Source organism: Clostridium ragsdalei P11, from assembly GCF_001675165.1.
In the GTDB taxonomy this organism is placed as follows: Bacteria; Bacillota; Clostridia; order Clostridiales; family Clostridiaceae; genus Clostridium_B; species Clostridium_B ragsdalei.
The window spans coordinates 48,871-67,873 of sequence record NZ_LROS01000006.1; the positions used below are offsets into that span (position 1 = coordinate 48,871).

The 19,003-nt window shown below is 31.0% G+C and carries 19 protein-coding genes; 1 reads left to right on the forward strand and 18 read right to left on the reverse strand.

From position 1 onward, the window contains the following. Positions 1-127: 127 nt before the first annotated feature. Positions 128-1,081, reverse strand: coding sequence for a helix-turn-helix transcriptional regulator (locus CLRAG_RS02995; protein WP_065077011.1), 954 nt, complete (start codon positions 1,079-1,081; stop codon positions 128-130). 235 nt (positions 1,082-1,316) lie between these two features. Between CLRAG_RS02995 and CLRAG_RS03000 the strand changes: the two genes are divergently transcribed. Beyond that, entirely contained in the window at positions 1,317-1,691 is a 375-nt protein-coding gene (locus CLRAG_RS03000) for a hypothetical protein (RefSeq protein WP_065077012.1), read from the forward strand. A gap of 90 nt (positions 1,692-1,781) precedes the next feature. Here CLRAG_RS03000 and CLRAG_RS03005 read toward each other — a convergent pair whose 3' ends face one another. From CLRAG_RS03005 to CLRAG_RS03085, 17 genes are all read right to left on the reverse strand, one after another. Beyond that, positions 1,782-2,483, reverse strand: coding sequence for a CPBP family intramembrane glutamic endopeptidase (locus CLRAG_RS03005; RefSeq protein ID WP_065077013.1), 702 nt, complete (start codon positions 2,481-2,483; stop codon positions 1,782-1,784). 78 nt (positions 2,484-2,561) lie between these two features. Continuing rightward, positions 2,562-3,152, reverse strand: a complete 591-nt coding sequence (gene yihA, locus CLRAG_RS03010; protein WP_065077014.1) for a ribosome biogenesis GTP-binding protein YihA/YsxC — start codon at positions 3,150-3,152, stop codon at positions 2,562-2,564. A 13-nt stretch (positions 3,153-3,165) separates the two neighbouring features. Continuing rightward, complete coding sequence (gene lon, locus CLRAG_RS03015) at positions 3,166-5,490, reverse strand: endopeptidase La (RefSeq protein ID WP_065077015.1); 2,325 nt, start codon at positions 5,488-5,490, stop codon at positions 3,166-3,168. Between the two features lie 105 nt (positions 5,491-5,595). Further along, positions 5,596-6,885: an ATP-dependent Clp protease ATP-binding subunit ClpX gene (gene clpX / locus CLRAG_RS03020; protein WP_065077016.1), complete on the reverse strand. Its 1,290-nt coding sequence runs from the start codon at positions 6,883-6,885 to the stop codon at positions 5,596-5,598. A gap of 19 nt (positions 6,886-6,904) precedes the next feature. Next, on the reverse strand, positions 6,905-7,489 hold the full coding sequence (gene clpP / locus CLRAG_RS03025) for an ATP-dependent Clp endopeptidase proteolytic subunit ClpP (protein WP_013240188.1): 585 nt from the start codon (positions 7,487-7,489) through the stop codon (positions 6,905-6,907). A 145-nt stretch (positions 7,490-7,634) separates the two neighbouring features. Next, complete coding sequence (gene tig, locus CLRAG_RS03030) at positions 7,635-8,927, reverse strand: trigger factor (protein WP_065077017.1); 1,293 nt, start codon at positions 8,925-8,927, stop codon at positions 7,635-7,637. 306 nt (positions 8,928-9,233) lie between these two features. Beyond that, positions 9,234-10,019 (reverse strand): sugar phosphate isomerase/epimerase family protein, encoded by a 786-nt coding sequence (locus CLRAG_RS03035; RefSeq protein ID WP_065077018.1) that lies wholly within the window; start codon positions 10,017-10,019, stop codon positions 9,234-9,236. Positions 10,020-10,080: 61 nt separating this feature from the next. Continuing rightward, positions 10,081-10,860 (reverse strand): hypothetical protein, encoded by a 780-nt coding sequence (locus tag CLRAG_RS03040; RefSeq protein WP_083985521.1) that lies wholly within the window; start codon positions 10,858-10,860, stop codon positions 10,081-10,083. Positions 10,861-11,305: 445 nt separating this feature from the next. After that, positions 11,306-11,878 (reverse strand): orotate phosphoribosyltransferase, encoded by a 573-nt coding sequence (pyrE, locus tag CLRAG_RS03045; protein WP_065077019.1) that lies wholly within the window; start codon positions 11,876-11,878, stop codon positions 11,306-11,308. 10 nt (positions 11,879-11,888) lie between these two features. Next, positions 11,889-12,779, reverse strand: a complete 891-nt coding sequence (locus tag CLRAG_RS03050) for a dihydroorotate dehydrogenase (RefSeq protein WP_065077020.1) — start codon at positions 12,777-12,779, stop codon at positions 11,889-11,891. Positions 12,780-12,873: 94 nt separating this feature from the next. Next, positions 12,874-13,626 carry a dihydroorotate dehydrogenase electron transfer subunit gene (locus CLRAG_RS03055; RefSeq protein ID WP_065077021.1) on the reverse strand — a complete coding sequence of 251 codons (753 nt, stop codon included), beginning with the start codon at positions 13,624-13,626 and terminating at the stop codon, positions 12,874-12,876. Between the two features lie 289 nt (positions 13,627-13,915). Next, positions 13,916-14,785, reverse strand: coding sequence for an orotidine-5'-phosphate decarboxylase (gene pyrF, locus CLRAG_RS03060; protein ID WP_065077022.1), 870 nt, complete (start codon positions 14,783-14,785; stop codon positions 13,916-13,918). A gap of 36 nt (positions 14,786-14,821) precedes the next feature. Further along, positions 14,822-15,259, reverse strand: a complete 438-nt coding sequence (locus CLRAG_RS03065) for an aspartate carbamoyltransferase regulatory subunit (protein ID WP_063556175.1) — start codon at positions 15,257-15,259, stop codon at positions 14,822-14,824. A gap of 15 nt (positions 15,260-15,274) precedes the next feature. Further along, a complete protein-coding gene (gene pyrB / locus CLRAG_RS03070) occupies positions 15,275-16,195 on the reverse strand; it encodes an aspartate carbamoyltransferase (protein WP_063556176.1) in 921 nt (306 codons plus the stop codon). A 209-nt stretch (positions 16,196-16,404) separates the two neighbouring features. Then, positions 16,405-17,160 carry an acyl-CoA dehydratase activase gene (locus CLRAG_RS03075; RefSeq protein ID WP_065077023.1) on the reverse strand — a complete coding sequence of 252 codons (756 nt, stop codon included), beginning with the start codon at positions 17,158-17,160 and terminating at the stop codon, positions 16,405-16,407. A 246-nt stretch (positions 17,161-17,406) separates the two neighbouring features. Beyond that, positions 17,407-17,658, reverse strand: coding sequence for a putative Se/S carrier protein (locus tag CLRAG_RS03080; RefSeq protein WP_065077024.1), 252 nt, complete (start codon positions 17,656-17,658; stop codon positions 17,407-17,409). 17 nt (positions 17,659-17,675) lie between these two features. Continuing rightward, positions 17,676-18,935, reverse strand: coding sequence for a double-cubane-cluster-containing anaerobic reductase (locus CLRAG_RS03085; RefSeq protein ID WP_065077025.1), 1,260 nt, complete (start codon positions 18,933-18,935; stop codon positions 17,676-17,678). Between the last annotated feature and the right edge of the window lie 68 nt (positions 18,936-19,003).

Below are 19,003 nucleotides of genomic sequence, written 5' to 3' on the forward strand. Positions count from 1 at the left end.
CAAGGGGGATGGGGGGTTATTACATCAAATAACATTTTTATTACTTGATGCTAGGAGATTTAAATCTCCTAATTACATTTATTATAATGTCCCATTCTAAACAAATTATTCATAAAAATTAAAATTTTTAATATCTTTTATACAATTCTTCTAATTCTCTCTTTATATCTTTTCTAAGCTCTATAGGTTCAATTACTTCCGCATCTTCCCCAAAGCTCAGTACCCATTTTTTAATATCCTCCAATTCATTCAAGTATATGGTAAAAAGTATTTTTCCCCCTTCAAGCTGGTGTATATGCTGATGTATATGCCATGTAGTATCTTTTATAAATGCAGCTTCCTTCTCGCTAAACTTTATTACTACCTTTATTTTATCTCCCATAAATATACCCCAGTTCTTGTCCAAATATTCTTTTAGTGAAAATGTGTGAGGTCTCATATATATATCTTTACTAATTTTTAAATTTTTTACTCTATTTAGTTTAAAACTACGTATATCACCTTTCATGTGGCAATATCCTATTATATACCAATTTCCTTCTTTAAATATCAAATCGTAAGGATCTATTTTTCTCATAGTTAAATTATTTTTATTTACTGAAAAATAATTTATGCTTAAACTTCTCCCCCTGCTCATAGAATAATTTATCTTAGATATCTTATCTTCTAGATTTTCCATATTTCCCACATAATTTATTGAGAAATTCTTATTACTATTTATTTTACTTAAATCCTCATTTTTATTTACATTTACGCTTTTTACTTTAAAAATAGCATTTTTTAAATCCTTTTCATACACAAAACCATTTTTTGATGTAAGTATTTCCTCCGCCATAAGAAGAGCTTCCAGTTCATTTTCACTTAAGTTGGAAGGTTTTATATAAAAATTTTGGTCTATATAAAATCCGCCATTTCTTCCTTTTCTTGTATATATAGGTACACTTGCTTCATTCAAATTTCTTATATATCTATATATAGTTTTCTTATCCACTTCCAAAATCTCAGATAATTCTGATGCAGTAGTTAAACCTTTATATTGCAGCATTATTATAATTTCTAATAAATTAGAAATTTTAGACATAGTCCTTACCCCCAATATATTTAGTGTTTATAATAATTTATATCGTTACTTTTTATAAACTTTTTAGTAAAACTTTATTCTAAATTAAACTTGTTCTGGTTTAATCTAGAATTTTAGGTATAAGCTTTAATTTTAGTATCAATTTTTTTACCTATGAATAATATATATTATAAATTAATTATGTTTAATTTAAATAAATACAAATCTATTTACTTAAAAATAAGGGGTGAATATGATGTCAAAACACCATCGCAAAAATTACAATACTGGTTTCAATTTAGGTGATATTCTAAATAATATAGATATAACTCAACTTGTCTCAATAATATCTGCCCTAGGTGGTAACTCCAGGAACTCTTCCAATGACCAATTGGGTGCAATGTTGAGTAATCTAAATTTAGGGGATATTTCCAAGAAAAATAATGTGCCTGAGTTTAATCAGTCCAATATAAACTCTCAACTTGCAGAATTGGAAAAGAGATTATCTCAAACGGAAGACAATAGCAGTGGAAAAAGTGAGATATTAGATGCAGTAAGACAACTTAAAAATTCTCCAGATGCAGCTAAAATATTAAATAGTTTTATGAATTCCAATAATAATAAAAAATAATTAAATTACATTTTTTAATTATCTCCTTCAAAAAGGGAGTGTTACAATAGCAATTTTCTAAATTGCTTTGAACACTCCCTGTTTATATTATTACATCATATTAAGTTTTTGCAATAAAAGTGCTGCCACTGTTACTGAATTAAATGCACAATGATTGAACACTGCATACCAGTATCCCTTTTTATTTATTAAATAGCAATTATAAATGCCAATCCATAATATTATAGGGAATGCATTTAAACTAAAATGAATTACTGCAAATATTGAACTGCTCAAAATTGCAGCCAGATATACTCCCATTCTTTTAGTAAATATTTTTTTAAATAAGAGCCATCTAAATACAAATTCCTCAAGTATAGGTGCAAATATTATAACTACAGGTATCATTATCAAAAATTTATTTAAGGACATATTAGCCATATGTGTAACTATATCCTGCTGTTTTAATTCAACTCTAAAATTAGAAAGTATAATAGTTTCAGTTATAGATATACCTATAGTTATCAAATAAAATACCACCACTGCTGCTAAAGCTTTAAAAAATTTAAATCTTCTTATATCAAATTCATATGGTCCATCCCTATGTCTTAAATATCTTATGTTTAAAAGTACAAATATGAAAGGCATAAAGTTTTCCGTAAATATACAGGTAATTACATAGGCTATTCCAATTAACACTAATAGTAAATTACTCTTCTTTTTATCTCTCCAAAACTTTGAAAACACTAAAAATGGTGGTACATATACAATTGAAAATACAAGGACATCCTTTATAATATCCAATTTAAACATGACTAATTTCTCCTTGCTATTATTTGCCTGCATCAATTTAAATTTTATCCTATGAATCCTGCACTAATATTTTACCATTTAGTAGGAATTTATTGTAGACTCCAAAACCTCTAAAATTTTCTCTTTTCCTTGCTTGTTTAATGCAGAAAAAGTTAAAATCTCATCTTTCCCATTAATTTCTAAAGTATCTCTTATAATTTTTAAATTCTTAGACAGTTGATTCTTGGACACTTTATCAATTTTAGTAGCTACAATAGCAATATCATAGTTGTAGTGCTTAATCCACTTATACATAGTTATGTCATCAGCTGTTGGTTTATGCCTGCAATCTAAAATAAGTACTATCTTTTTTAATTGCTGTCTAGCATTTAAATACTTTTCTATTACCTTGCCCCAACTTTCCTTTTCTTTCTTGGAAACTTTTGCATAACCATATCCAGGCAAATCCACGAGATAAAAGTCATTATTTATTAGGAAAAAATTTATTAACCTAGTTTTTCCAGGTGTAGCACTGACCTTAACTAATTTTCTTCTATTTGTTAAAGCATTTATAAGAGAAGACTTTCCTACATTAGATCTGCCCACGAAAGCTACTTCCACTCTGTTATCCACAGGATATTGCCTAGGACTTACTGCTGAAATTATAAATTCTGACTGTTTTATTTCCATAAATATACCCCGCTTAATTATCTCTTAAGATTGCATTTTCAAGTACAGTATCTATATTATCTGCAAGTATATATTTCAATTTGCTTTTAACTGTCTTTGGAATTTTCAAAAGGTCTTTTTCATTTTCCATAGGTATTATAACCGTATCTATACCTGCCCTATACGCTGCAAGACTCTTTTCTTTTAACCCACCTATAGGAAGAACCCTTCCCGTTAATGTTATCTCTCCAGTCATAGCTACATTGTGTTTTACCTTATTTTTGTTAAGTGCAGATATCATTGCAGTAACCATAGTAACTCCTGCAGAAGGTCCATCTTTTGGTACTGCACCTTCTGGAACATGTATATGCAAATCATAGTTTTTATAAAATCCACTTTCTATTCCATATTTATGGGAATTGGCTCTTATATAACTGTACCCAGTTTTAGCTGACTCTTTCATCACATCACCAAGTTGGCCTGTTAATTGCAACTTACCATTTCCAGGCATTACGCTTACTTCTACAGGAAGAGTATCTCCTCCGTATCCTGTCCATGCCATTCCCGTAACTACTCCCACTTTATCTTCCTTATCTACCTTATCATAAGTAAATATTTCAGGTCCAAGGTAAGATTTTACTTTAGTTACAGTAACATTTATATTTTTTTTGCCCTTTTCCATAATCTCTGCTATTGCTTTTCTTATAATGGATGCAACTCTCCTCTCAAGACTCCTAACGCCTGATTCTCTAGTGTAATTGTCTATTAACTTGTATATAGCTGAATCCGAAAAAATAATTTTATTATCCACTAATCCATTTTGTTCTAGCTCTTTAGGTATAAGATGTTCTTTACATATATGGAGTTTTTCTTCACTAGTATACCCAGATATCTCTATTACTTCCATTCTATCAAAAAGTGGCCTTGGAACAGTTTCAAGTGTATTGGCAGTAGTTATAAACATTACATTTGACAAATCAAAATCTAACTCAAGGTAATGATCTCTAAATGTACTGTTTTGCTCACTATCCAATACTTCCAGAAGAGCATCTGCAGGATCTCCTCTAAAGTCCCCGCTCATCTTATCTATTTCATCCAATAAAAATAGTGGATTTTTAGATTTGGCCTGTTTCATTCCATATATTATTCTTCCTGGAATAGCCCCTACATAGGTTTTCCTATGTCCTCTTATCTCAGCTTCATCCCTTACTCCTCCAAGGGACATCCTTACAAAATTTCTATTTAAAGCATGAGCTATAGACTTTGCAATAGAAGTTTTTCCAACTCCAGGAGGTCCTACAAGGCATAGTATTGGACCTTTAAGTGATTTACTCATTTTTTTAGCTGCTAGATATTCAATTATTCTATCTTTAACATCCTTTAATCCATAATGCTCTTTTTCAAGTATTTCTCTAACAGATTTTATCTCTAAATTATCCTTAGTCTGGGCATTCCAAGGTAAATCAAGTATCCAATCCAAATAAGTTCTTATTACTCCCCCTTCTGCAGAATAGGTTCCTGTATTTTTTAATCTATCTAATTCATACAATGCCTTATCTTTAACATCTTTAGGAAGCTTTGCTTTACTTATTTTGTTTTTATACCTTTTCATTTCTTTTTTATCTTCGTCATCTTCCCCAAGTTCTTCTTGTATTGCCTTTAGTTGTTCCTTTAAATAATATTCCTTTTGAACTTTATCTATCTTATTTTTTACTTTTACTCCTATTTTTCTTTCTAACTTTAAAATTTCTATTTCATTTACAAGTACACCTAAAAGTTTTTTAAGCCTTTCTTCTATGTCATAGCATTCCAGAATTTCCTGTCTCTTTTCTTGTTTTAGCATTAAATATGAACTTACAGTATCAGCTAATCTTCCCCAATTATTTAATTCATCTAAGGTTATTATAGTTTCTACTGGTATATTTCCAGATAATTTTATGTATTCATCAAATTTATCTTTAATAGTACGGGCTAAGGCTTCACAATTTTTATTGTCGTCATCTTCTTCTTCATCTTCCAAAATCTCCACTTCTACTTTAAAAAAGGGATCTTTACTTATAAACTCTTTTAATACTGCCCTTGTTTCACCTTCTACAAGTACTCTAACTGTATCTCCTGGTAGTTTTAATATTTGTTTTATATTACAAATAGTACCTGTTTGAAATATATCTTCTTCTTCTGGTTCTTCAATTTTAGCTTCTTTTTGAGCGGTTAAAAATATTTTTTGATCTGCAAGCATAGCTTCTTCTAGTGCAAGTATTGACTTTTTCCTACCTACATCAAAATGTAAAACCATGTATGGAAATACAGTAATACCCCTCAATGGAATTAGAGGAAGAACTTTTAAGTTTTTATCCATCTTTCTCTCCTCACTTTAAATAGTTTAAATTCATATATCAGCATTTTATATACTTAACTATTGCTTAAAAGAGAGTACCGAAACCAGTACTCTCTTTTTAATAACCTATGCAGTTTCAGGGCCTTTTCGTGTTCTTGACTTTTTTAATTTAATAGGCGTCCTCTTTCCATCCTCTGCCTCTATAAGTTCTGGCTTCTTTGTCTCCACTGCATTCTTATCAATTATTACTTTAGCTATTTCCTCTTTTGAAGGTATATCAAACATTACATCCTTCATAGTTTCCTCTATAATAGCTCTAAGACCTCTAGCTCCTGTATTTCTCTTTAATGCTTCATCTGATATAGCTTCCAGTGCATCTTCTTTAAATTCAAGTTCTACATCATCAAATTCAAAGAGCTTTTTATATTGTTTAATCAGTGCATTTTTAGGTTCTTTTAATATTCTTACAAGAGCACTCCTGTCTAATGCCTCCAAAGTTACTATAATAGGAATTCTACCTACAAATTCTGGTATAAGTCCAAACTTTAGAAGATCTCCAGGCATTATATCTTTTAAAAGTTTTCCTATGTCCTTTTCCTTTTTAGATTGTATTTCTGCACCAAAGCCTAAAGTGCTTACTCTAGTCCTACGTTCTATTATATTGTCTATACCATCAAAAGCTCCACCGCATATAAATAATATATTTGTAGTATTTATTTGAATAAATTCTTGATGCGGATGTTTTCTACCACCCTGAGGTGGCACTGAAGCTACTGTACCTTCTAATATCTTTAACAGTGCCTGCTGTACACCTTCTCCTGAAACATCCCTAGTTATAGATGGGTTTTCTGATTTTCTTGCTATTTTATCTATCTCATCTATATATACTATTCCATGTTCAGCTCTTTCTATATCGTAGTCTGCATTTTGTATAAGCTTTAACAATATATTTTCTACATCTTCACCTACATAGCCAGCTTCTGTTAAAGTAGTAGCATCTGCAATAGCAAAAGGTACATTTAAAAATTTTGCTAAAGTTTGAGCTAACAATGTTTTTCCTGATCCTGTAGGACCAAGTAATAATATATTACTTTTTTGAAGTTCTACATCATCATTTTGATTATTTGAATTTATTCTCTTATAATGATTATACACTGCTACAGACAGTGATTTTTTTGCATCTTCCTGACCTATTACATATTGATCAAGGTAATTTTTTATTTCTACAGGTTTAGGTATAGAAGTCATATCTATTTGAACATCTTCTTCAAATTCATCACTTATTATTTCAGAACATAATTCTATACATTCATCACAGATATATACACCTGGTCCTGCAATTAATCTTCTAACTTGATCTTGTGTTTTACCGCAGAATGAGCATTTAAGTTGTTTTTTATCATCATTTTTGGCCATTTCCACACCTCACTAAAGGTTATTTCTTTTTGGTAATAACTTCATCTATCAATCCGTATTCTTTTGCTTCTTCTGCTGTCATAAAGTTATCTCTCTCAGTGTCTTTTTCAACTTTTTCAAGGGGCTGCCCTGTTCTTTCACTTATTATAGTATTTAACTTTTTCTTTATATCTAATATTCTTTTTGCATGAATTCCAATATCAGTTGCCTGACCTTGGAATCCTCCAAGTGGTTGATGTATCATTATCTCTGCATTTGGAAGTGCAAATCTCTTTCCCTTTGCACCAGCCGTAAGCAAAAATGCCCCCATGGAAGCTCCCATACCTATGCATATAGTGGACACATCTGACTTTATATACTGCATCGTATCATAAATTGCCATTCCTGAGGTTATTGATCCACCTGGACTGTTTATATAAAGATATATATCTTTGTCAGGGTCTTCAGCTTCTAGGAATAACAGCTGTGCTACTACCAGACTAGCTGAAACATCATTAACCTCTTCACTAAGCATTACTATTCTATCTTTTAAAAGCCTAGAATAAATATCGTAAGACCTTTCCCCTCTACTTGTTTGTTCTACAACTACTGGTACTAAACTCATAAACTCTCCTCCTCTTATATAACCATTTAAGGCAATTAATATATATTAAAATTAATTTATATCAATCTATAAGGATGAATCCTTTGAACTTTTTTATTTTAAATTAATTGCCAGAAAAGCTCCTGGCAATTAATTTAAATATAATCTATGCTGTTGCTTTATTACTATCTACTAACATTTTTACAACTTTTTCATTAACCACATCTGTCTCTAAATATGATTTTTGATTATTAAAAATTAGTTTTGCAGTTTTTTCTGCTTCTTTATTACCATATTGTGCAGCCATTTCTTTTGCTCTTTCCATAAGTTCGTCATCAGTTGCTTCTATCTTTTCTACTTTTGCTATTTCACCAATTACTAAATCTGTTCTTACTCTTTTTTCTGCTGATTCTTTCATATATTCTCTTACTTTTTCTTCAGTATTATTTGTATATTGATAATATGTCTTAAGGTCTAATCCCTGATATTTTAATCTTAATTCTAAATCTTTAAGCATAGTATCTACTTCTTTTTTTATCATAACTTCTGGTATGTTGATTTCTGCATTTGAGCAAACTTTATCTAAAACTGCTTCTTCAAATTCTCTTTTAGTTCTAAGTTCATTTGCTTCTTTTTTCTTATTCTTTATATCTTCTTTAACTTTATCCAAAGTATCAAATTCTGATATATCTTTAGCAAATTCATCATCTAATTCAGGTAGTTCTTTAATCTTTATTTCTTTAACAGTAACTTTAAATACAGCTTCTTTACCATTTAGCTCTTCTCTTCCATATTCTTTAGGAAATGTAACATGAACATCTTTTGAATCACCAGCATTAAGTCCAATTAACTGATCTTCAAAATTATCTATGAAAGTACCGGATCCGATTTCTAACTGATAATCCTTTCCTGCTCCACCTTCAAACTCTTTGTCATCTACAAATCCATCAAAATCTATTACTGCTATATTTCCCTTTTCTATACTTCCACTTTCTTTGGTTTCTATTCTTGCATTCTTTTGCTGCATTGTCTTTAATTCTGCTTCTACTTCTTCGTCTTTTACGTCATATGTATTTTTCTTAACTTCTAAGTCCTTATACTCTCCAAGTTTAACTTCAGGAAATACAACTATTTTTGCAGTATATATGAATTCTTTTCCTTCTCCTATTTGTACTATATCAATTTCAGGATAATCTACTGGTTTTATATCATTTTCCTTAATAGCTTGTGGATATGTATCATCACAGCAGAAATTTATTGCATCTTCATAAAATACGCCTTCACCATAGTACTTCTTTATTATATTCATAGGGGCTTTACCTTTTCTAAAGCCAGGTATATTGAACTTTTTTGCATTTTTAGCAAATGCTTTTTTCATAGATTCATTAAACTTCTCTGCTTCTACAGTTATTTCCAATTTTACAACATTTTCTTCTATCTTTTCCTTCTTAACATTCATTTATAAAATTCCTCCTACTAATTACTATACATGCTTATATCAACTATGCTATTATACCATATATTTATAAACATTCCTATATGATGTGAGCATTGCCTTTCTTTACTGCTTAAATTGTAAAACTTAATATTGATATTTTATATAATTGCACCATAAAATTCAACTAATATTTTGGTGTACACACAATAATTATATTGTAAAAGTTAAATTTATGGTTTTATTGTATATTTTTCTTATTATTAGGAATTAAATTTAGTATTATAATTATATACCAAAAATCTCAAACTTTATAGTTTTTTTTAATTTTTACAAGCACTTTTCAATATAATCCTTAGAAACTTTTAATTCATCATAGTCTTTATAATTGTCACTGTACACTTCAATTATACCAACCTTATTATAATTTGCTTCTCGCAGCTTACAAAATAACTTCTTATAATTTGTATCACCTTTACCTGGAAGCAAACATGAACTTGTTGAATTTCTATCGTTTATATGTAAATTTTCTATAGCTCCTGACATAATATCTATATATTCTTCAGGTAACCTTCCAGCTCTATAGGCTTGCTTTATGTCCAGTGTAAAATATAGGGAATCCTCATATTTTTCTCTAAGTGTATATAAAAAATCAATATTTCCTGACATACACCAAAATACATTTTCCTGGCACAGTTTTATGCCTTCTTCTCCTGCTGTATATAATAATTTATCATAAACATCAAAAACCAGATCATAGTTAATTACATTATAGAGTTTTTTATGCTTCATTCCATGAAACGTGTAGCACTTAGCTCCAACTTTTCTGGCTAGTTTACATACTTGTTTAAACTGTAAAAATGCGTCATTCCTTCTCCTCTTATATTCATCAAATAAATTAGGTTCAAAAGAAGAAGAAAAGGCATGAACAGAATTTATAGTAAAATTGTTCTTTAATTTCTGTTCCAAAAGTATATCTCCAAAATTTTCACTATATTCACTGATACTATTTAAAAATATTTCTCCTAAATTAAATCCTAAATTTTTCATCAAAGCTATACTATTTTCCGTATTTACATTTGGGTAAAAGCTAGCTGATGACAATCCTATATCCATAATTCCTCCAAAGTTATCATATACTTCTATCGTAAAAATAACCAGTAGAAGGCTGCACCTTCTACTGGGTAACGGAACCTGATGCCGTTAAGTAAACAGTTTTACCATCTACAATGGCCGTAAGTCCCTTTTCATTTATTCCCTGAAACTTTATATCTTCACCTTCTATATTCTGAACCATAACATGATTCTTATTCTGCAAGCTTTCTATCCACACGTATTTTGCAGTTTTCCCAATCCATGGAAGTTGGCTTACATAGGCAATATTATTGTCGTCTATAAATTTAGGTGAAGAACACCATACATATCCTGGATTATTAGTTAATTGAAAATCTTTTGCTATTACAGTTCCTGTAGTAGATACATACTGTGGATTTGTTATATCCTGTTTATTCCCATTTGCATCCACTAACAATATACTCTGAGATTTATCATCAAACAAAAGTGCATTCTTACCTGATGGGCTTACATCATATGTACCGCTGCTATCTGCCTTAAATACTTTGTCATTACCCTTAACTTGATATATTAAACTTACATCTTTTCCACTACTCAATTTTATTTTATATGAATTCTGACTTGCTGCATCCTTAGACTTAGTTTGAGTATTTGGTTGAGATGATTTTTGACTATCCGTATTATTCTTTGTCTGTTTGTTTTCAGAAACAATATTGTTCTTTACCTTACTTGTTTCCTTTACTACATCCCTAAATGCTCCCCTTATGTAAACTACAACTAACACTGCTACCATCAGACATGCCACAATAAGTATAACTTTATTTCTCTTATGCCGCTGCATTTTCTTTTCATATTCTTTGCTAAAAATACTTGGTTTACCCACTAAAAAACTCCTCCTATACTTAGTATTAATAACTATGGGAAGTTAAATCACCCATTATAAAAAGTGGTGATTCCCTGATTAATATTCCCAAAGGATTATCCATTATATAAAATTATACGCAATGAAAAATCATTATAACCCTTCATGTATATAATAAATAATATTGTAGGAATTCATTACTTATTATACCTCAAAAATCTTATAAATAGTAATAATTTTTTGTAAAACTCCATAAAATTGTGAAAGGCAAATTTAAGCTATTTACTTAAATAAGCCTATTCCTAAAAACACAGTTAATGTGCTATAGAAATAGGCTTATTTTTAAGTAATCAATTCACAGTTCACAATTCACAATTTCTGTGGATTTTTCTCCGTGAGTGTTATGAAAAATCTAAAATCTAAGAATTTAATTGTGCATCGTTCATTGTACATTGATTCTTTCCCCTTATTTGAATACTCTACTTCCAGGCTTTACATATTCTTGTCCTTGCTTACACATAGGACAATTTTCCTTATCATAAGTGTTTATATCAAGTTTTACAGCACTATAAATTGGATATTCTATTTTGACACCTTCTGCTCTTCTGTCTACTATGCAGCATATGCCTACAACCTCTCCACCTAATTCCTGAATTACCTTAGCAACCTCTACAGAGGATTTCCCTGTAGTTACCACATCTTCGGAAATTATAATTTTTTCTCCTTCTTTTATTTCAAATCCCCTTCTTATAGTCATATTTCCATTTTGCCTTTCAGCAAATATTCCTGGTTTGCCCGTTTGCCTTGCAAGTTCATAGGAAACTAATATCCCCCCCATTGCAGGTCCAACTATTTTATCATAGTCAACATTCTCTAATTTGTCTGCAATAACTGCTATTACATCTTTTGCCTTGTCAGGATATTGTAAAAGTTTTGCACACTGACAATACCTATCACTGTGTTTTCCTGAAGAAAGTAAAAAATGTCCTTCCAAAAGTGCTCCTACTTCTTTCAATGTATTTATAACTAAATTATCCATAACTGTCCTCCTAAATTATTCCTCTTATTTCACTTAAATCTTTTATATTTTCATCTTTCATATATTTCTCTATACCATCTATTATATCCAAACATATATCTGGTTTTATAAAGTTTGCAGTGCCTACCTGAATTGCATAAGCTCCTGCCATTATAAATTCTATTGCATCTTGAAAGCTTACTATTCCACCTATTCCAACTACAGGAACTTTTACAGCTTTTGAAACTTCATATACCATTCTTAATGCAATGGGCTTTATTGCCGGACCCGACAATCCGGCAGTTATATTATTAAATACTGCCTTCCTGTTTTTAATATCTACAGCCATAGCCTTAAATGTATTTACAAGGGATAAGCTATCCGCTCCTGCTTCGCAGCACTTATATGCCATATCTACGATATCTTCAGCATTAGGAGATAATTTCACCATAAGTGGTTTTTTGCAGACTTTCCTTACAGCACTTACTATTTCATAAGCTACCTTTGATTTTATTCCAAAAGCCATACCCCCACTTTTTACATTAGGGCAAGATATGTTCAGTTCTATAATGTCTACATCCGAGCTACTTAGCTTCTCCACGGATTCAACATAATCATCTATAGTACTTCCGCCTATGTTAGCTATAACAACTGTATCAAATTTTTTCATTTTAGGAAGTTCAAAATTTATAAAATGTTCTACTCCTGGATTTTGAAGTCCCACGCTATTTAATATACCTGCTTTAGTTTCATAGCTTCTTATGCCATCATTTCCTTCTTTTCTTTTTAATGTAAGACCCTTAGAACATATTCCTCCCAATTTTGATACATCATAAATTTGATTATATTCTTCACCAAATCCAAAGGTTCCAGATGCTCCGATTACAGGATTTTTAAAATTCACACCGCATATATCTATCAATTGGTTAAACTTCCTTTCCCCTTCTATATTTAGGCATTTGAAAGAAAATAGTCCAGCATACTGACTAGTTATTTCTTTAAAAATACCTTAAGCGTCACAGTACTATATCGCTTCCTAAGAAAACTGGTCCATCTTTACATGCTCGTTTATTACCTTTAATAGTACTACAAGTACATACAAGACATGCTCCCACTCCACAGGCCATACGATTTTCCATTGAAACATATACGGTTACCTGCTTTTTTCTACACATACTTATTACTTTTTTCATCATGACTTCCGGTCCACAGCATAATACAGTATCATAGAGTTCAGGCCTAAATTCATCAGTTACATAGCCCTTTGTACCCTGGGTTCCCGTTTCTGTAGAAATGTGTATATCATCTACAAAAGGTTTAAATTTATCTATAGAATATACACTATCTCTAAAACCAGCATAAAGATCTAATTTACAATTCTCATGTTGTTTTCTTATGCTTTGAGCAAGATAAAACATTGGGGCAATTCCTATACCTCCTGCAATAATAGCAGTTTTTGTTTTCAAATTCTCTATATCAAATCCATTTCCCAAAGGCCCTAAAAGTTTTATTTCATCGCCAGTTTTCAATTTGCTTAACTTTTCAGTACCTTGCCCTACTACTTGATATAAGAAAACTATTTTATTTGTATCTAAATAATGTACGCTTATAGGCCTTGAAAGCAGCGGTTCTAATTTCCAACATCTCAGCATATAAAACTGACCTGGTTTGCCCTTAAATTTCCCCTGAATTTCAAGCTTATAAATACCTTCAGCTGTTTTTTCATTTTTATATACTTTTTCAGTGGTATAGCTTAACTCATTTTTCAATACATTTCTTCTCCATTTCTAAATATTTTTTGATACCTTAAGGCATTTGAAAGAAAATAACAAGTTAAAGATGCGACGGATATTTTTTATCCGATGACTAACCCGCCCTAATACTCACTCTTTTCCAAGTGTGAGTAAAGAGCGGCTATGTCCATGGATAACAATTTCTAAGCATCAGGTGCTAAGAACTTTGTTTATCAGACAAGGAGGCAGGTTCCGCAGATAGTGAATCCTATCTAAGGGTTCTACCGACGCAGTATGATAAAAAATAGACTAGCATACTGACTGGTTATTTCTTTGAAAATACCTTAAATATATCATCTCTAATTCTAATACATTCTTCTCTAGCACATTCTCCATAATTCTTTTCACCGTTTTCTCTTTTTCTATATGCTAGAAGTATTCCTCTTGAAGAATTCACTACACCGCCATTGCCCTCTTTAAGATAAGCAGCAATGTCTTGTGCTGTTCCCCCTTGGGCTCCATATCCAGGTATTAAGAAAAATACACTGTCTAGATTCCTCCTAAGCTGTACTCCCTCTTCCTGATGAGTACACCCTATTACCCCACCTATGGAACTATAGCCGCAGCCTCCTAAATATTTCTTTCCAAGAAAATTTACTTTTTCTCCTACTACATTGTACAGTTTTTTATCTTCTTTAGTATCTATATATTGAATATCTTCTGCTCCTCTATTTGACGTACGTATAAGCACAAACATTCCCTTATTGTCATTCTTAATGTAAGGTAAATAAGGCTCTAATGTATCAAATCCCATATAAGGATTTAAAGTTATGAAATCACTTTCAAATTCGCCTTTAAAATGTGCCTTTGCATACATTTCTGCTGTTTTTGCTATATCTCCTCTTTTAATATCTGCAATCGTTAAAACCTTCTTATTTCTTATATACTTCAAGGTTTTACTATAGGCCCTGAGTCCTTCCATACCCAAGGCTTCATAGTATGCAATTTGTACTTTATAACAAGCAGCTACATCACAAGTACTGTCTATTATAGTTTTATTAAATTCAAATACAGCATCTTCTATATTTTCATGTGAACTTAGCACATGTTTTGGTATATATTCTAAGGCAGTATCTAGTCCCACACATACATTTCCCTTTTTTAAAACATCATCGTACAATTTATCTATAATCATAAAGAGCCCCCTCTTTAAATATAATTTTCCTTTGTTTTAAAGATATTTCGATAAATTCTCATATATCTGGTCACAATATTCACATCTATAGGACCCTGTTTTTTCGTCCACCAGGTTAAAAATATGAGGTATATTTTTTTCTACAGAAGTAACGCATCTTGGGTTTTTGCATTCTATTATATTTTCAATTTTATCTGGAAGTTTCAATTTTATCTTTTTATATATTTTTTCGTCTTTTATTATATCAATTGTAATGTTAGGATCTATAAATCCAAGCACTGTAAAATCCAGTTCCAAATTATTTTCTATTTTGATTATATCTTTTCTTCCTAACTTTTCACTTACCGCATTCATTATAAGTGCCACAGAATACTTTGCCTTGTTTAATTCCAGGTAATTAAATATTTTCATTCCGTACCCTGCTCTTATATGGTCAATTACAATACCGTTTTTTACACTATTTATTGTAAGCATATTTATCTTCCTCCCCTACCTAATTCCAAGTAATTTCAGCATTAATGCCATTCTCACGTACATACCATATTTAACTTGTTTAAAGTAACAAGCTCTTGGATCACTGTCTATTTCATATGGAATTTCATTTACTCTTGGAAGTGGGTGAAGTACTATCATATCTTTGCCCGCTTTAGACATTTTATCTTTGCTTAATATATATATATCTTTAAGTCTTATATAATCTTCTTCATTAAAAAATCTTTCTTTCTGTACTCTGGTCATATAAAGTATGTCAAGAGAACCTATAGCATCTTCCAAATTTTTAGTTTCACTGTAGTTAACACCTTTTTTATTTAATTCCTTTTTTACGTAATCAGGTACTTTCAATTCTTCCGGGGATATAAGAGTAAAACTATTGTTTTCATATCTAGACATAGCGTTTATGAGTGAGTGTACTGTTCTTCCAAACTTCAAGTCACCGCAGCAGCCTATTTTTAGATTGGATAATGTTCCTTTTATAGATTTAATGGTTAAAAGATCTGTAAGTGTTTGTGTTGGGTGTTGGTGACCACCGTCTCCTGCATTTATAACAGGTACTGTAGAATACATAGATGCTATCTTAGGTGCACCTTCTTTAGGATGCCTCATAGCTATAATATCTGCATAACATCCAATTACCCTTATTGTGTCTGCTATACTTTCACCTTTTGAAACAGAACTTGAATTAGGTTCTGAAAAACCTACTACCTTGCCACCTAACCTAATCATAGCAGATTCAAAACTAAGTCTAGTTCTAGTACTTGGTTCATAAAATAAAGTTGCTAGAAGCTTTCCATCACATACCTTTGAAAAATCCTTCTCTTTTGAGATTATTTCATTTGCAAGTTTGAATATCTCATCTAATTCTTCTATTGAAAAATCCATTATATCTATTAGATGTCTTCCTTTTAACATTAATAATTCCTCCTTCTCAGCCTCTCCGTGCTAAATTTAAAGGTGTAAAAAAATGCCTTCCTTTACGGAAGGCATTATTATACCACAATATAATAATTTTATATTCTACAATATGCCTTCCCAGTCTCACAGGACTAGTTTTAAAGGTCTTTTACTGTTTAATTTTTACTGTGTTTAGGATATCACAGTTTCAAATCAAAGTCAACATGTTATTTTAGTTTTGAAGCTGAAAGAGCTGCTCCAATAGCACCTGCATATCTTCCAAATTTATTGCTTTTAACAGGTGATCTTAATTTTTTAGAAAGGGTGTTTATTATATACTTATTTTGACTTAAACCACCAGTTAAAAAATAATTAAATTCTTCTCCATGCTTTTGACATAAAGATTTTACTTTACTTGTAATAGAATCAACTACTCCAAAAGCTATATCTTCTCTCATGGTACCATTTCCAATTAAACTTGTTATTTCAGATTCAGCAAATACAGTACACATAGAACTTATAGTAACTCCATTTCCACTTTTAGCTTTTTCACACAGTTCATCTATGGTGAACCCTAAAGTGCCAGCCATTAGCTCTAGGAATCTTCCTGTACCTGCTGCACATTTGTCATTCATAGTAAAATTAGTAACTCTACCACCTTTTATGGTAATTATCTTGGTGTCTTGACCACCTATATCGATTACTGTACAGTCATCTTTTAAAAGGTAGTAAGCGCCTTTTCCATGACAAGTAATTTCAGTTATAGTTTTATCAGCATAGGGAACAGATACTCTTCCATACCCCGTAGCTACTATTTTACAATTATCTTTCCCTAATCCTATTTTTTTTAGTCTATCTTTTATAACACCAGCAGTTTTTACACTACTCCAACCTGTTGGAAGTGCAAATGTTTCCCTAATTCCACTGTCATATATACAAACTTTTGAAGCAGTAGAACCTATGTCTATACCTACGTAAATCACAAAATTCCACCTTTTATATTAAGATAAGTTAATAATTAATAATGAAAAGTTAATAGTGAATGATGATTTTTAGCTATAGCAAAAAATCTTTTAATTTATAAGAACCAGTCATAAACCAGCCATGTTTCGCTTTAGCGAAACGAGCTACCAAAGATTTAATTAAAGATTTTTTGTAGTGTAACGAAAAAAATCCACAATAACTATTCATTATTCACTCTTAATTATTAACTAAAAAAGTTGAGTTATTTATAAGTAGGGATTCACAATTTTTTTATCTACACAGTGAAAACCTAAGGTTTTTACATTATGCTGTTGTGCCATCAGCTTTATTTCTTCTTCATCCTTCTTGCTATACATTATAGATATGCCACAGCAGGATGAAATTTCCCTAGGTGTAGGCACAATTGTATATTCTAATTTACTCCCTTTTAATAACTTTTCCATCTTCATCCCTTCAGTATGAGATGGAAAAAGTATATAGTATCTTTTATTGTCCATACTATAAATCTCCTACATTATATCATCTCTAAAAATGCCTCTACTCTTGTTTTTATCTGTCCTGAATCCTCTGTAGAATAATCCGTTTCTATCTGAATTAAAGGTATATCTTTTTCTTTTAACACTTTTTCTACATCCTTATGTTCTACTGCATAAGTATGGCAAAATGAAAGATTAAAATCAATTACACCATCTACATGATATTCATCTACATATTTTATTATATCATCAATTCTTCCTGTATTTGGAGTAAAGCAGGCACAGTTTATCTTCATATATCTGTCAGCCAAATTTTTTACTAAATCGTCTATAGTTTCCCCCTCTTCACAAACTTCATTTTCAAAGTACCTAGTTCCTGTACATGTTTCTTCAACTACTACCTGTGCATTTAATCCTTCTATAATAGAATGAAGTTTCCAGTTAGGCAGTGCCATTGGGGTTCCTGTTATCATAATCCTTTTTTTACCCTCATCTACACCTTTTTTAACTCTTTCATCCAATTCATCGCATAGTTCGTTTAATTTTTCTACAAATCTATCTGGATCATCATAGAAAGCAATTTGCGATATCAATAAAACATCTAATCCACTTATTGGAGACGGCTTATATTTTCTCAAATTATATAATCTTTTAAGTGCCCTTCTCTTCGCATTTGCAGTCTTTATGCCCTGTCTTAAACTTTCTACAGTTACCTTATTTTCCGTAAGTTCTTCCATCTTGCTTATAAATTCCTTTATTTCTTCTTCCCAAGCCTTACAATTTTTTTCTCTTTTCATCTGTGGTAATTCCATAACATGAACTGGAACATAGTCATTTAATATTTCCCAGGCTTTCTTCTTTCCATCACAGGTTGTTTCTCCAATCAGCATATCACAGGATTGAAAATATGGACACGTTCCTCCAACTTTTGCACCCATAAGTGCCTTAATTAAAGGGCATAGGTTCCTTGGTAAAACCTTTTCACCATCTTCAACCCAAAATTGGGATCCTGAGCAAAGACCTACCCCTATTGCTTTTGCTGCAAGTATAACTTCATCAGGAACAAACACACAAAACGTTCCTACTACTTTTCCACCTTGTGCTTTATAGTCATCCAGTTCCTGTATCCTTAATCCATGAACTTCAGCTACTACAAGATTAAAATAATTCATTCCCTCTGGTCTATTTTTTTGGGTTAAATAAACGCCACCGTATAATTCTGGAAGTACTGCACATAATTTATCATGTTTTTCTAAATCTATTCCTAATTTACTCCATAGTTCTCTATAATCTGCCACTACATATTCCCCCTTAACTCTAGATATTATAACATTTAATTTTATAATATCACATTTAACTCTGTCCT

Coding starts and splice junctions, on each gene's coding strand:
- CLRAG_RS02995 (WP_065077011.1), bottom strand. CDS start 1,081: ATGTCTAAAATTTCTAATTTATTAGAAATTATAATAATGCTGCAATAT.
- CLRAG_RS03000 (WP_065077012.1), top strand. CDS start 1,317: ATGTCAAAACACCATCGCAAAAATTACAATACTGGTTTCAATTTAGGT.
- CLRAG_RS03005 (WP_065077013.1), bottom strand. CDS start 2,483: ATGTTTAAATTGGATATTATAAAGGATGTCCTTGTATTTTCAATTGTA.
- yihA (WP_065077014.1), bottom strand. CDS start 3,152: ATGGAAATAAAACAGTCAGAATTTATAATTTCAGCAGTAAGTCCTAGG.
- lon (WP_065077015.1), bottom strand. CDS start 5,490: ATGGATAAAAACTTAAAAGTTCTTCCTCTAATTCCATTGAGGGGTATT.
- clpX (WP_065077016.1), bottom strand. CDS start 6,885: ATGGCCAAAAATGATGATAAAAAACAACTTAAATGCTCATTCTGCGGT.
- clpP (WP_013240188.1), bottom strand. CDS start 7,489: ATGAGTTTAGTACCAGTAGTTGTAGAACAAACAAGTAGAGGGGAAAGG.
- tig (WP_065077017.1), bottom strand. CDS start 8,927: ATGAATGTTAAGAAGGAAAAGATAGAAGAAAATGTTGTAAAATTGGAA.
- CLRAG_RS03035 (WP_065077018.1), bottom strand. CDS start 10,019: ATGGATATAGGATTGTCATCAGCTAGCTTTTACCCAAATGTAAATACG.
- pyrE (WP_065077019.1), bottom strand. CDS start 11,878: ATGGATAATTTAGTTATAAATACATTGAAAGAAGTAGGAGCACTTTTG.
- pyrF (WP_065077022.1), bottom strand. CDS start 14,785: ATGATTATAGATAAATTGTACGATGATGTTTTAAAAAAGGGAAATGTA.
- CLRAG_RS03065 (WP_063556175.1), bottom strand. CDS start 15,259: ATGCTTACAATAAATAGTGTAAAAAACGGTATTGTAATTGACCATATA.
- pyrB (WP_063556176.1), bottom strand. CDS start 16,195: ATGTTAAAAGGAAGACATCTAATAGATATAATGGATTTTTCAATAGAA.
- CLRAG_RS03080 (WP_065077024.1), bottom strand. CDS start 17,658: ATGGACAATAAAAGATACTATATACTTTTTCCATCTCATACTGAAGGG.